The 13,169-nt window shown below is 67.1% G+C and carries 11 protein-coding genes; 5 read left to right on the top strand and 6 right to left on the bottom strand.

Going from position 1 to position 13,169, the window contains the following annotated elements; translation table 11 throughout:
* The first annotated feature begins 103 nt into the window (after positions 1-103).
* From gyrB to NDI65_RS00775, 3 genes are all read left to right on the top strand, one after another.
* Positions 104-2,023, top strand: a complete 1,920-nt coding sequence (gyrB, locus tag NDI65_RS00785) for a DNA topoisomerase (ATP-hydrolyzing) subunit B (RefSeq protein WP_310893122.1) — start codon at positions 104-106, stop codon at positions 2,021-2,023.
* A gap of 1 nt (position 2,024) precedes the next feature.
* Positions 2,025-4,580 (top strand): DNA gyrase subunit A, encoded by a 2,556-nt coding sequence (gyrA, locus tag NDI65_RS00780; protein WP_089777765.1) that lies wholly within the window; start codon positions 2,025-2,027, stop codon positions 4,578-4,580.
* A gap of 109 nt (positions 4,581-4,689) precedes the next feature.
* Positions 4,690-5,106 carry a hypothetical protein gene (locus NDI65_RS00775; RefSeq protein WP_089777763.1) on the top strand — a complete coding sequence of 139 codons (417 nt, stop codon included), beginning with the start codon at positions 4,690-4,692 and terminating at the stop codon, positions 5,104-5,106.
* A gap of 4 nt (positions 5,107-5,110) precedes the next feature.
* Here the strand turns inward: NDI65_RS00775 and NDI65_RS00770 are convergent, their stop codons facing one another.
* Entirely contained in the window at positions 5,111-5,581 is a 471-nt protein-coding gene (locus tag NDI65_RS00770; RefSeq protein ID WP_042663302.1) for an NUDIX domain-containing protein, read from the bottom strand.
* Positions 5,581-6,480 carry an arginase gene (rocF, locus tag NDI65_RS00765; RefSeq protein WP_089777761.1) on the bottom strand — a complete coding sequence of 300 codons (900 nt, stop codon included), beginning with the start codon at positions 6,478-6,480 and terminating at the stop codon, positions 5,581-5,583. Before rocF ends, NDI65_RS00770 begins: the two co-directional genes overlap by 1 nt.
* Before the next feature lie 121 nt (positions 6,481-6,601).
* Here rocF and NDI65_RS00760 point away from each other — a divergent pair, with 121 nt between their 5' ends.
* The gene (locus NDI65_RS00760; RefSeq protein WP_089777759.1) at positions 6,602-7,915 is read left to right on the top strand and encodes a DUF389 domain-containing protein; all 1,314 of its coding nucleotides are present in this window, start codon (positions 6,602-6,604) and stop codon (positions 7,913-7,915) included.
* Positions 7,916-7,960: 45 nt separating this feature from the next.
* Here NDI65_RS00760 and NDI65_RS00755 read toward each other — a convergent pair whose 3' ends face one another.
* On the bottom strand, positions 7,961-8,881 hold the full coding sequence (locus NDI65_RS00755; RefSeq protein ID WP_089777757.1) for an NAD-dependent epimerase/dehydratase family protein: 921 nt from the start codon (positions 8,879-8,881) through the stop codon (positions 7,961-7,963).
* A 165-nt stretch (positions 8,882-9,046) separates the two neighbouring features.
* On the opposite strand from NDI65_RS00755, the gene NDI65_RS00750 reads away from it, so the two are divergent.
* Positions 9,047-9,580, top strand: coding sequence for an Rrf2 family transcriptional regulator (locus NDI65_RS00750; protein ID WP_004063234.1), 534 nt, complete (start codon positions 9,047-9,049; stop codon positions 9,578-9,580).
* Between the two features lie 211 nt (positions 9,581-9,791).
* Here NDI65_RS00750 and NDI65_RS00745 read toward each other — a convergent pair whose 3' ends face one another.
* The 3 genes from NDI65_RS00745 to NDI65_RS00735 all read right to left on the bottom strand — a co-directional run bounded on the left by NDI65_RS00745 (position 9,792) and on the right by NDI65_RS00735 (position 13,168).
* A complete protein-coding gene (locus tag NDI65_RS00745) occupies positions 9,792-10,985 on the bottom strand; it encodes an NAD(P)/FAD-dependent oxidoreductase (protein WP_007273632.1) in 1,194 nt (397 codons plus the stop codon).
* A 114-nt stretch (positions 10,986-11,099) separates the two neighbouring features.
* Positions 11,100-11,918, bottom strand: coding sequence for a nucleoside phosphorylase (locus tag NDI65_RS00740; RefSeq protein WP_310893113.1), 819 nt, complete (start codon positions 11,916-11,918; stop codon positions 11,100-11,102).
* Positions 11,915-13,168 carry a hypothetical protein gene (locus tag NDI65_RS00735; protein WP_139043112.1) on the bottom strand — a complete coding sequence of 418 codons (1,254 nt, stop codon included), beginning with the start codon at positions 13,166-13,168 and terminating at the stop codon, positions 11,915-11,917. Before NDI65_RS00735 ends, NDI65_RS00740 begins: the two co-directional genes overlap by 4 nt.
* Position 13,169 lies beyond the last annotated feature (1 nt).

The raw sequence follows: 13,169 nt of genomic DNA, 5'->3' as shown, positions 1-13,169 counted from the left end.
GTCGAAATCGCCGGACGCGGAAACCGCTACGCGGGACTCCAGTAAGTAGTACGCGCCCGCGCGTGCGAGGCTTTAAGGGACGGGCTATCCTAGGCCAGTTCAGATGTCTCAGGATAACGAGTACGGGGCCGGACAGATTCAGGTCCTCGAAGGGCTCGAAGCCGTTCGAAAGCGTCCGGCGATGTACATCGGGTCCACCGATTCTCGCGGGCTCCACCACCTCGTCTACGAAGTCGTCGACAACTCCATCGACGAGGCGCTTGCGGGGCACTGCGACGCCATCGAAGTCGCCCTCCACGAGGACGGCTCCGTCAGCGTCACCGACAACGGCCGCGGGATTCCGGTAGATACGCACGAACAGTACGAGCGACCCGCGCTGGAGGTCATCATGACCGTCCTCCACGCCGGCGGGAAGTTCGACAACAAGTCCTATCAGGTCTCCGGCGGCCTCCACGGCGTCGGCGTCTCCGTCGTCAACGCGCTGTCGAGCGAGCTCGAAGTCGAGGTCAAACGCGACGGCGCGGTGTGGACACACCGCTTCGAGTTCGGCGAGCCGCAGGTCGACGAGTTCGAGCGCGTCCGCGACCTCGAACCCGACGAGGACACCGGGACGACCATCCGATTTTGGCCGGACGACGGTATCTTCGAGACGACCGAGTTCGACTTCAAGACGCTCGAAAACCGCCTGCGCGAACTCGCCTTCCTCAACTCCGGCGTCGAGATTTCCCTCGCCGACGAGCGGACCGACGAGTCGAGTTCGTTCCTCTTCGAGGGCGGCATCCGCGAGTTCGTCGAGTACCTCAACGAGACCAAGACGTCCCTCCACGACGACGTCATCTACTACGACGACGAGTCGGAGGGCATCGAGGTCGAAATCGCCATGCAGGCGACCGACGAGCTACAGGGGTCGGTTCACGCCTTCGCCAACAACATCAACACGCGCGAGGGCGGCACGCATCTGACCGGGTTCAAGACCGCGCTCACCCGCGTCGTCAACGACTACGCGAACAGCCACGACATGCTGGCCGACCTCGACGGCGACAACCTCCGCGGTGAGGACGTCCGAGAGGGTCTCACCGCCGTCATCTCCATCAAGCACCCCGATCCGCAGTTCGAGGGCCAGACGAAGACGAAGCTCGGGAACTCCGAGGTCCGCGGCATCGTCGAGAGCGTCACCCACGAACAGCTCGGAACCTACTTCGAGGAGAACCCGGACACGGCGACGGCCATCATCTCGAAGGCCGTCGAGGCCGCCCGCGCCCGCAAGGCCGCCAAGCAGGCCGAGGAGCTCACCCGCCGCAAGTCCGCGCTCGAATCCACCTCGCTTCCGGGGAAGCTCGCGGACTGTCAGAGCCGCGACCCCTCGAAGTCCGAACTGTTCATCGTGGAGGGCGACTCCGCGGGCGGCTCGGCCAAGCAGGGCCGCGACCGCAAGTTCCAGGCGATTTTGCCCCTCCGCGGGAAGATTCTGAACGTCGAGAAACACCGTCTCGACCGCATCTTGGAGAACAACGAGGTCCGCGCGCTCATCACCGCCATCGGCGCGGGCGTCGGCGACGAGTTCGACATCGAGAAGGTGCGCTACCAGCGCCTCATCCTGATGACCGACGCCGACGTCGACGGCGCGCACATCCGGACGCTCCTGTTGACGCTCCTGTACCGGCACATGCGACCGCTCATCGAGGCCGGCTACGTGTACGCGGCCCAACCGCCGCTGTACCGCGTCCGCTACCGCGGCAACACCTACGACGCGATGGACGAGGCGGAGCGAGACCGCATCATCGAAGAAGAGTGCAACGGCAACCCCACGCAGGTCCAGCGGTTCAAGGGACTCGGCGAGATGAACCCCGACCAGCTGTGGGACACGACGATGAACCCCGAAAACCGCGTCCTCAAGCGCATCACCGTCGAGGACGCCGCCGCCGCCGACCGGATGTTCAACATCCTGATGGGCGACGCCGTCGGACCGCGAAAGCAGTTCATCAAGGACCACGCGAACGACGCCGAGTGGGTGGACATCTAACATGAGTTCTGACACACCGGATTCTTTCGAACCGGGCGCGGGTATCGCGGCCGAGGTCAAGAACGCGCGCATCGAAGACGAGATGGAGCAGTCGTACATCGACTACGCGATGTCGGTCATCGCGGGTCGGGCGCTCCCCGACGTTCGCGACGGCCTGAAGCCGGTCCACCGGCGCATCCTCTATGCGATGCACCAGGCCGGCGTGACCTCCAACTCGTCGCACCGCAAGTCCTCGTCCATCGTGGGCGAGACGATGGGTGACTACCACCCCCACGGCGACTCCGCCATCTACGACACCCTCGCGCGCATGGCGCAGGACTTCTCCATGCGCTACCCGCTCGTCGACGGGCAGGGTAACTTCGGCTCCGTCGACGGCGACCCGCCGGCCGCGATGCGGTACACGGAGGCGCGGATGGCCCCCATCGCCGAGGAACTCCTCGACGACATCGACAAGGACACCGTCGACTTCCAGTCGAACTACGACGACCGCAAACAGGAGCCGACGGTGCTCCCGTCGTCGTTCCCGAACCTGCTGGTCAACGGGTCGTCCGGCATCGCGGTCGGGATGTCCACGAACATCCCGCCGCACAATCTCGGCGAGGTCATCGACGCCACCGTCGAACTCATCGAGAACCCCGAGGCGACCGTCGCGGACCTGATGGAACACGTCAAGGGCCCCGACTTCCCGACCGGCGCGAACATCGTCGGCCGCAACGCGGTCCACAAGGCGTACAAGACGGGTCGCGGCCGCGTCCGCGTCCGCGCCGACTACGACGTGTCCGAGGAGGAGGGCCGCATCGTCATCAACGAACTCCCGTATCAGGAGAACAAGGCCCGCCTCATCGAGCGCATCGCCGACGACGTGAACGAGGGCAAAATCGAGGGCATCCGCGACATCCGCGACGAGTCCGACCGCGACGGCATCCGCGTCGTCATCGAGCTCAAGCGCGGCGCGATGGCCGAGGTCGTCAAGAACCAGCTTCTCGACAACCACCTCGAATCCACGTTCGGCGTCATCAACCTCGCGCTCGTCGACGGTCAGCCGCAGGTGCTGACGCTCAAGGAGACGCTCGAACACTACCTCGACCACCGCCGCGACGTGGTCCGCCGGCGCTCCGAGTACGAACTCGCCGAGGCCGAAGACCGCGCGCACATCCTCGAAGGCCGCCTGAAGGCCCTCGACAACATCGACGACGTGGTCGAGACCATCCGGAACTCCGAGAGCCGCGACGACGCGAAGGCCGCGCTCCGCGGCGAGGTCACGGTCGAAGTCGACGGCGAACCGCTGCCGGCGTTCGACTTCTCCGAGGACCAGGCCAACCACATCGTCTCGATGCAACTCGGCTCGCTCACCTCGATGGAGGCGGCCGAAATCGAAGACGAGTACGAGGAGGTCCAAGCGACCATCGAGCGCCTCGAAACCATCCTCGGCGACCGGTCTGAACTCGACGCCGTCATCGAGTCCGAACTGCTCGACATCAAAGACGAGTACGCCGACGACCGGCGGACCTCCTTCGTCGCCAACACCGGCGAGGTCACCCGCGCCGACCTCATCCCCGAGGAGGACGTGGTCGTCATCGTCAGCGAGGACGACTACATCAAGCGGATGCCGGTCTCGCGGTTCCGCGCCCAGCACCGCGGCGGTAAGGGCATCATCGGGACGGACCTCAAGGAGGGCGACAACGTCTCGTCGGTGTTCGTCACGAACACCCACGACGACCTGCTGTGTTTCACCAACCACGGACAGGTCTACCAGCTCAAGGCCTACCAGGTGCCCGAGATGTCCCGGACCGCCCGCGGGAAGTCGGCGGTCAATCTCCTTGAGTTCGACGACGGCGAGGAGATTACGGCCGTCGTCAACTGCGACGACCTCGAAGACATCGAGGGCTACCTGACGATGGTGACCCGGAACGGCTACATCAAGCGGACCGGCACCGACCGCTTCCAGAACATCCTCTCGACGGGCATCATCGCCACCAAGCTCGACGAGGGCGACGAACTCGTCGACGTGGAGGTCACCGACGGCGAAAGCGACCTCGTCATCGGTACCGAACGGGGGATGTCCATCCGCTTCGACGAGGACGAGGTGCGCGCGATGGGTCGCTCGGCCCGCGGCGTCCGCGGCATCAAACTCGAAGGCGACGACGTGGTCGCCGGCGTGGCCGCCATCGACGAGGCCCACCACAGTTGGATTCTCACCGTCACCGAGAACGGCTACGGGAAGCGCACGGACCTCGACGCCTACCGCAAGCAGTCCCGAAACGGCAAGGGTCTCATCGACATCAAGACCAACGAGCGAAACGGCCCGGTCTGCGCCATCAACACCGTCGGCGAGGGCGACCACCTCGTCGTCATGTCCGACGAGGGCCAGATTCTCCGGACCCCCGTCGAGGACATCTCGACGGTCGGCCGCAACACGATGGGCGTCATCGTGATGGACCTCGACGACGGCGACGACGTCGCCTCCGTCGACGTGATTCCGGCCGCGATGACGACCGAGGCCGAGGAACTCGACGACGTGGAAGGCGACTCGGAAGCCGACGCGGACGACGAGTAAGTCGGCTCTCCCCGACGACGGATTCCTCTTTTGCGGACCCCACCGGGGAGCCGCGGCTCCGGCCATCGCTCCCCGAAGACATTTACTTCGGCCGAGGGGTCGTCACGGTATGAGAGTGCGACCGCGGTCGAGAATTGTCGGCGTCTCGGCGCTCGCGTTCGTCGTCGTTCTCGGCGGCCTGACCGCGCTTCGGGCGTGGAACCTCGAACCGTCGACGGCCGCGCAGTCGCTCGTCGTCGACGCGGGCGCGGTGCTGGTCGTCGCCGTCGTCGCGGCACACGTCGCCAGAGGCGAGAACGTCGGCACGCGCGCCGGCGAGGGTATCGTGCTCGCCTTCGGGCCGTGTCTCGGGTTCGCGGGCAACCTGTTCGTCCCGGTTTCGACGATGGAGTCGCCGCTGTGGGTCGCGTATCCGCTCGTCGGCGGTGCGATGCTTGCACTCGTGCTCGGCGGTCTCGGAGCGGCCGTCGGTTACGTCGTTCGAATCGCGCGGAAAATCGGGACAGCCACCGGGCGAACCCCGTAGTCGGCTATTTCTCGACGTCCGAGGGTTCTCGCGTCAGGTCGTAGGTGTAGTGTCGCGGCTTGCGGTCCCGAAGCCAGTCGCGGAGCGGTTCGACCCGCGGCCGGTAGGTGAGCGTCGACCCGAGCGCGGTGAGCGGGAGGAACTTCGCCGCCTCGATTTCGTCGTCCGGGTCGCTCGGCGACGGGGTGGGGTCGTCGGCGACGGGCGTCGCGTGGTAGAACCGCTGGAGGTAGATGCGGCGGTCCGGGGCGCGAATCTCGCTCGTGAACGCGAGCGACTGGATTTCGACTTCGACGCCGGTCTCCTCTGCGGCCTCGCGGGCGGCGGTCTCGAAGAAGAACTCCCCGGGCTCTGAGCCGCCTTTCGGCAGTCCCCAGCGGTCCTTCTCGTAGACCGCGAGCACCGAGTTCTCTTGGAGGACGACGACGCCGGCGGCGAGGTCGTGCGGCGCGGGGGCTTCTCTCGGCGTCGACATCAGAGGATGCGCTTGCCGAAGGCGCTTGCGGCGAGTTCGGTCGCGAGCGTCGCGGTCTCGTTGTGCTCGTCGAGGATGGGGTTGACCTCCACGAGTTCGAACGAGCGCATGGCCTCCGAGCGGGCGACGAGTTCCATCGCCGCGTGGGCCTCGCGGTAGGTCACCCCGCCGCGGACGGGCGTCCCGACGCCGGGGGCCTCGCGGGGGTCGAGCCAGTCGAGGTCGAGGCTGACGTGGACGCCGTCGGTGCCGTCGGTCGCCACGTCGAGGGCGTCGTTCGTCACCTCGGTGACGCCGCGCTCGTCGATGTCGGACATCGTGTACACGGTCACGTCGCTGTCGCGAATCGCCTCGGCCTCCGCGCCGTCGACGGAGCGGAGTCCGACGATGGCGACGTTCTCCTCCGTGAGGCCGGCGGCGTTCGCCCACTCGACGCCCGCGAAGTCGCCGACGCCGAGCGCGGCGGCCAGCGGCATGCCGTGGACGTTCCCGGACGGCGAGGTGCTCGGCGTGTTGAAGTCGCCGTGGGCGTCGAACCAGATGACGCCGATGTCGGCGTCGCGGGCGCTCCCGACCAGCGACCCGATGGCGATGGAGTGGTCGCCGCCGAGCGCGAGCGGGGTCGTCCCCTCGGCGAGCGCGGTCGAGACGGCGTCGGCGAGGCTCGTCGTCACCTCTTCGACCTCCTGGACGTGCTTCGCGTTCGCCGCCCCGGCGTCCGCGTCCCGCGTCGCGTGGTGCGGGACCGCGAGGTCGCCGGCGTCCGTCGGCGAGACGCCCGCGGACTCCAGTTCCCCTGCGAGTCCGGCGTATCGAATCGCGGAGGGTCCCATGTCCACCCCGCGTCGATTGGCACCGTAGTCCGTTGGTGCACCCAGAATTCTGACGTTCCGTTCCATAGCTGATGCACTCGTTCGGGGCGTTTAGTGGCATCGGAAAAACACCCTTATCAATAATGCCGTGCGGCGCCCGACGGGTACGCCCACCTCGCTTTTGCACGGCGAGGTCGTACCGAGTCTCATGCGGCACTTACAGATTCGCGTCGAGGCGGGGGAACTCGACGCGGTCGTCGATGCGCTCCGAGGGGAGGACGTCGACCCGGTGACGCTGCCGGTCTACAGGGCCGACGGCGACGAACCCCAGTCGTATCTCGTCGAATTCCCGCTGCCGACGGAGGCGGTCGACAGAATCAGAGAGACGCTCTCCGAGGCGGGCTTCGAGGAGGACCACCTCGTCATCGGCAACATCGAGTCGGCGACGACGCCGCACTACGACCGACTCGTCGAGCGGTACGTCGAGGGCGACGAGGAGGAAGAACGCGTCTCGAACGAGGAGATTCTGACGAAGGCGCACGACCTCAACCCCCAGCCAACGGCGTACTACGCGATGACGGTTCTGAGCGCGCTCGTCGCCACCGCGGGGCTGTTGCTCGACTCGGCCGCGCTCGTCGTCGGGTCGATGGTCATCGCCCCGCAGATCGGCGCGGCGCTCATGGCCAGCGTCGGCGCGGCGCTCGGGGACGACGCGATGTTCACGGGAGGCGTTCGGTCGACGGTTATCGGACTGACCGTGGCCATCGCCGCCGCCGCGGCGTTGGGGTGGGGGCTCAAGACGGCGCAGTTCGTGCCGGCGGCGCTGAACGTGACCACGGTCCAGCAGTTAGCGAGCCGGTCGTCACCGGGGCTGTTGACGCTCGTCGTCGCGCTCTGTGCGGGAGCCGCCGGCGGCGTCGGGTTGGCGACCGAACTCCCGGTCTCCATCGTCGGCGTCGCGGTCGCGGCCGCGACCGTTCCCGCCGCCGCGGCCGTCGGTATCGGCGTCGCGTGGGCGATTCCGGCGGTCGCTATCGGCGCGCTCACCCTCCTCGCGGTCAACGTGGCGAGCATCATCCTCGCCGGGACGCTCGCGCTCTGGTATCTCGGGTATCGACCGAGCTTCTGGAACTCGACGGGGTCGACCAGACGGCGAGTTCGGGCGTTCTTCGGAACCAAAGCGACGTGGGTGGCGCTCGTGTTCCTCGGACTCACCGTCCTCGGACCGGGGTCGCTTCTCGCCTCGCAAATCGCGTTCGAGAACCAGTCGACGGCGGCCGTTCAGACCGTTCTCGACGATTCGGAGTACGACTCGCTGGAACTGCTGTCGCTCAGCGTCGAGTTCGGGACCCCCGGTATCGACGACGGCCCGCGAGAGGTGACGGTCACAGTCCAGCACCCGGTCGGTCGTCAGTACCCGCAGTTGTCGCCGCGAATCGAAGACCGAATACGCGAGGCGACGGGGCAAGACGTCGTCGTGACCGTGGAGTTCGAACAACAGAGTCGGTCGCGGGCGTCGTGACCGACTGAAACAGCGCGGCGGACGGTGGGACGACGAACCGACGAGCTACCCGTCGAGGTACGGTTCGCAGACGCGCCGGACGCCCTCCTCGAAGGAGATCCGGGGCTCCCAGCCGGTCGCCTCGCGAATCTTCGTGCAGTCGGCCTTCGTGTCGTGGACGTACACGTCGAGGGGGTTCTCGATGTACACCGGGTCGACGTCCGTCCCCAACACCTCGTTTATCATCTCGACCATCTCGTTGAACGAGTAGCTCTCGCCGGTGCCGAGGTTGTAGATGCCCTGCAGCCGGTGGTCGGCGGCGAGTTCGATGCCGCGGACGATGTCGTCGACGTGGGTGAAATCGCGGGTCTGGGTGCCGTCGCCGAACAGCTCCGGCGACTGGCCGTTGGCAATCTGGTCGGCGAACTGCGCGACCGTATTCGCAAATTCGCCTTTGTGTTCCTCCGCGCCGCCGAAGCCCTGATACACCGAGAAAAAGCGGAGTCCGGCCGTCCGCACGTCGTAGTGGTGGTGGAAGTACTCCGCGTAACGTTCCCGCGCCAGTTTCGACGCCTCGTAGCCCGTTCGCGCCTCGACGGGCATGTCTTCCGGCGAGGGCTCGGTCCGGGAGCCGTAGATAGAGGAGGTGGAGGCGTAGACGACGGTGTCGCAGCCGTCGTTTCGCGCCTGCTCGACCGTGTTGACGAAGCCTTCGACGTTGACGCGAGCGCCCTTCGTCGGGTTCTCCTCGTGCATCTTGTACGACGACAGCGCCGCCAGATGGAACACCGCGTCCACGCCCTCGGTCGGGAGGTCGTCGTCGAGCACGCTCATATCGTGGAATTCGACCGCGTCGTCGAGGTTGTCGGGCGTCCCGAGGTAGAGGTCGTCGACCGCGACGACCTCGTTGTCGTCGGCGAGGTGGTTCGCGAGATTCGAACCGATGAAGCCGGCACCGCCGGTCACGAGGACTCGTTTCCCGTTCATGCGCTACCGAACTCTCGTGAGCCGTATAGTGCTATCGACAGCATCGAAGGTGAATTAGAGTTCAAAATGAACATTCATGAGTGTGCCGTGGTTCCAAAGTAGACGAACGGCAGATTCGAGGCGTCATCCATCGGATTTAAGGACGTATGTAGCGAACCATTCTCCATGTCATCAATCGAGCTCACGTCGAGTCAGAAAACTATCTTGACTGCCCTCATCAACCTCTATCGGGACTCCGAAGACGCCGTAAAGGGTGAGGACATCGCGACCGAGGTCAACCGAAACCCCGGCACCATCCGGAACCAGATGCAGAGCCTGAAGGCGCTCCAACTGGTCGAGGGCGTCCCCGGCCCGAAGGGCGGCTACAAGCCGACCGCCAACGCCTACGAGGCGCTCGACGTGGACAAGATGGACGAGCCCGCGTTCGTCCCCCTGTTCCACAACGACGAGGAAGTCGAGGGCGTCAACGTCGACGAAATCGACCTCTCCAGCGTCCACCACCCCGAACTGTGCCGCGCCGAGATTCACGTTCAGGGCTCGGTCCGCGAGTTCCACGAGGGCGACAAGATTCGCGTCGGGCCGACGCCCCTCTCGAAGCTCGTCATCGACGGCACGCTCGACGGCAAGGACGACACGAGCAACATCCTCATCCTCCGCATCGACGACATGCAGGCACCCGTCGGCGAACCCCAGCACTAACCACGCACATCTCTTCGTCTTTTTCCGGGCACTCTCCTCGCACTCCGACCGGCTGGTTTGGCGTTCGGGCGAGACAGTCCGTCTGACGCCGGCGAGGCGGTCCGCGCCACCGATTGACCTCGGCAGTGCTCGGAGCGTCTAACGGAGCCGAAGAAACCGAAACTGAGTCGTCGGGCGTCGCGTCGCCCGGTGATCGTTCGAGGCGGCCGAGTTAGAGGTCGTTCCAGGCGGAGAGCGCGCGCTTCGGCGACGTGACGTCCGCAATCCAGTTCGCGGCGATGCCCTTCTTCAGCGTCCGCGCGAGCGGGCCGCCGAAGACGTTGACGGGGAACTCGCCGACGACGGGGAACTTCACGCCGTGGGCGACGGCGTCGTGGCCGATGGAGATGACCGTTCCCTTGTCGGTGAACGTCCAGCGCTTGAGCGGCTTGCCGGCGATGGCGCGGGCGATGTTCTCGCCGGCGACGTCCGCGGCGTCCCAGGCGGCCTGCGCCGTCGGCGGCGCGACGCTGTCGGGACCCTGCTCGACGAGGGCGCAGTCGCCGACCGCGAAGACGCGGTCGTCGCTGGTCTGGAAGTCCTCCTCGGCGAAAAAGCGGTGGGAGCGCTCGTCCTGTTCGAGTTCGACGTCGGACGCCTCGGGCTGGCCGGTGATGCCGCCGGTCCAGACGAGCACGTCGTAGTCGAGTTCCTCGGGGTCCTCGTCCTCGCCGCCGCCGATGAAGACGGTCTCCTCGTCGACCTTCGAGATGAAGTCGCCGGTGAGGATGTCGATGTCGAGGTCTTCGACGCGGCGGCGGAGCGCGCCCTGCAGTTCGGGGTCGTTGCCGGGGAAGATTTCGTCCATCCCCTCGACGAGCTTGATGTCGATGGGCGCGCGGTTGGTGTCGCGGTACTCGGCGACCTCGGCGGCCGTCTGGATGCCGGAGAGGCCCGCACCGCCGATGACGACCTGCGCGGGGTCGTCGCGGGAGGCGTCGGCGGCCGCCTCCTTGATGTCCTGGTGAATCTCGCGGGCGTCGTCAAGGCCCTTGAGCTGGTGGGCGAACTCCTCGAGGCCCTCGATGCCGAAGAAGGCGGTCGAAGAGCCGATGGCGACGAGCAGATAGTCGTAGTCGACGTCGTCGCCGCCTTCGAGTTCGACGACGCGCTCGTCGACGTTCACGTCGGTCGCGCGACCCTTGACGAAGTCGGTCGAGTCGGACTTGATGTCGTCGACGGGGATGGTGATGCTGGACTCGACGCTCGGGTCTCGGATACAGCGGTGGACCTCGTGGAGGACGAGGTGGTAGTCGTGTTCGGCGACCCACGTGAGTTGCGCGTCGTGACCGAGCTCTTCTTCGAGGGTTGTGACCGCGCCGGCCCCGGCGTACCCCGAGCCGAGAACGACGACCTGCGTGCTCATGTCGTCGTCTGTGCAGTCATCCGATAAAGGGGCTTTGAAACCGTCTCTACAGCCGGGGTAATTTTGGCCGCTACGCCCCCAGAGCGTCGAAATCCGGATTCGACGGTTGTCGGATTAGTCGAGACTGAGGCCCGCGTGCCAGCGGTCGACGCCCGCCTCGCGTTTGACTTCGTCCATCTTCGCGAGCAGGTGGACCGCGAGGCTGGCGGTTTCTGCCGCGCGCGACTCGCCTTCGGTGCGGAACTCGCCGGTGACGCGGTTCGCGTACACCGAGCAGACGGCCCCCGCTCGGAGGCCGTAGACGTTGGCGATGGTCAGGAGCGCCGCGGCCTCCATCTCGATGTTCTTCACGTTCGCTTCACGCAGTTCCTCGACCAGCGAGTCCGAGCCGGCGGCGCGGAACCCCTCGAAGCCGGGTCGGCCCTGCCCCGCGTAGAAGGAGTCGGCGCTCATCGTGAGGCCGACGTGGTAGTCGTAGCCGAGGCGTTCGGCGGCCGCGACGAGCGCCGAGACGACCTCGTGGTCGGAAACGGCGGGGTAGTCCTCGCGGACGTACTCCTTGGAGGTTCCCTCCTGTCGGACCGCGCCAGAGGTGATGACGAGGTCGCCCACCTCCATCTCGGGCTGAATCGCGCCGCAGGAGCCGACGCGGATGAAGGTGTCCGCGCCGACGCGGGCGAGCTCCTCCACGGCGATGGCCGCCGAGGGACTCCCGATACCCGTCGAGGTGACCGAAATCGGCGTCCCGTCGTAGCTCCCGGTCGCCGTCCGGTACTCGCGGTGGTAGGCCTTCTCCTCGTGGTCGTCCCACAGCGCCGTCACCTTGTCCACGCGCTCCGGGTTCCCGGGGAGCAACACCGCGTCGGCGAGGTCCGCGGGACCGACTTCGAGGTGGTACTGAACCTCGTCGTTCGGGTCCTCACTGTCGTTCATGAGTGTACTCGCGCGGCGGCGGTGGAAATTCTTGCGTTCTCTGAGGGGCTCCCCGTGGGCGTCGTCGCGTTCTCGGTCGCGTTCTCGGTATCGCGGTCGCGGTCGGCGAGGTCGTCGCGCGTGGGGTCGTCCGCCGTCTCGCCGGTGAGACCGCGCCACACCGGGTCGTCGGCGGGGTCGCCGTCGCGGAACGGCGGCGGGAGGTCGGCTCTCTCGTCGGCCGCCAGCAGGTAGCCGAGTCCCGCGCCGACGTACCAGTCGACCAGCGACGGGGCGAGGCCGGCGTCCACGACGAGGTCGCCGCCGGTGTACCACTCCAGCGCCGCGTCGTCGTCGGCGTCGATACCGGTCCGCCGCCAGCGCACGCCAGAACCACCGTCGCGGAACGCCGACACCGAGAGCGTCACGTCCGCCATCTCGGGGTCGGAAACGCGCTCGAACGAGCGGTTCGCGGGCGCGACGCCGTCGGCTCCGGCCTCGTAGTACGACAGCGCGTGGTCGATTTCGGCCTCGTAGGTCGCCCGCTCGCCGGGCGAGACGTTCGAGAGGTCGACGTGGACCGCGACGGTCGGCTCGCGGAAGGGCGACTCCCGCTCGTCGGCGTCCGGTTCCGGCAGTCGCGTCGTCTCGATGCGCTCTGACAGCGCGGGAAACGCGGCGGCGTCGTCGTGGGTCAGCCCGAGCAGATGGCCGAACTCGTGTTTCAGGACCGTCTCGGTCGTCTCGTCGTCGTAGCCGGCGGCGACGACCACCGAGGCAGACTCAGTTGGTGCGGTCGATTCGTCGCCGCCCAAGAGGGGCGCGCAGCCGACCGCGTCCGCGCCGGCGTAGTCGCCGCAGGCGTCGATTCGCTCGACGACCGAGACGGTCACGTCCGGCTCCGAGGCGTTCGGCACCACGGCGAACGCCGGGTCGTAGGCGACCGCCGACGCGTTCGCCCGCCAGTAGTCGACCGCCGATTCGACGAGCGAGGCGTAGTCGCGGCCGTCCGCGGGCGCGTCGATGCCGACGACGACGGGCGCGTGGCCCCACGGGTTGTCGGCGGGGCGCGTCTCCGGCACCGGCGACGGCCCGGTTCCACCGACGGCGGTTGAGACGGCCCCGTCGTCGCCGTCGGTCGCGTCGGCCGACTGGGTTCCGAGGGCGGCGTCCACGACCGGCGGGGACGGCGACAGCGACGCACACCCCGAAAGCCCGACGAGAAAAGCGAGCGCGAGCGCGACGATTCCGCGGTCGACGGCGAGCGACACG

Origin of the sequence: Haloferax sp. S2CR25, from assembly GCF_031624535.1 — an archaeon.
GTDB lineage: Archaea > Halobacteriota > Halobacteria > Halobacteriales > Haloferacaceae > Haloferax > Haloferax massiliensis.
This window is presented reverse-complemented; position numbering and strand designations above follow the sequence as displayed.

Coding starts and splice junctions, on each gene's coding strand:
- gyrB (WP_310893122.1), top strand. CDS start 104: ATGTCTCAGGATAACGAGTACGGGGCCGGACAGATTCAGGTCCTCGAA.
- gyrA (WP_089777765.1), top strand. CDS start 2,025: ATGAGTTCTGACACACCGGATTCTTTCGAACCGGGCGCGGGTATCGCG.
- NDI65_RS00775 (WP_089777763.1), top strand. CDS start 4,690: ATGAGAGTGCGACCGCGGTCGAGAATTGTCGGCGTCTCGGCGCTCGCG.
- NDI65_RS00770 (WP_042663302.1), bottom strand. CDS start 5,581: ATGTCGACGCCGAGAGAAGCCCCCGCGCCGCACGACCTCGCCGCCGGC.
- rocF (WP_089777761.1), bottom strand. CDS start 6,480: ATGGAACGGAACGTCAGAATTCTGGGTGCACCAACGGACTACGGTGCC.
- NDI65_RS00760 (WP_089777759.1), top strand. CDS start 6,602: ATGCGGCACTTACAGATTCGCGTCGAGGCGGGGGAACTCGACGCGGTC.
- NDI65_RS00755 (WP_089777757.1), bottom strand. CDS start 8,881: ATGAACGGGAAACGAGTCCTCGTGACCGGCGGTGCCGGCTTCATCGGT.
- NDI65_RS00750 (WP_004063234.1), top strand. CDS start 9,047: ATGTCATCAATCGAGCTCACGTCGAGTCAGAAAACTATCTTGACTGCC.
- NDI65_RS00745 (WP_007273632.1), bottom strand. CDS start 10,985: ATGAGCACGCAGGTCGTCGTTCTCGGCTCGGGGTACGCCGGGGCCGGC.
- NDI65_RS00740 (WP_310893113.1), bottom strand. CDS start 11,918: ATGAACGACAGTGAGGACCCGAACGACGAGGTTCAGTACCACCTCGAA.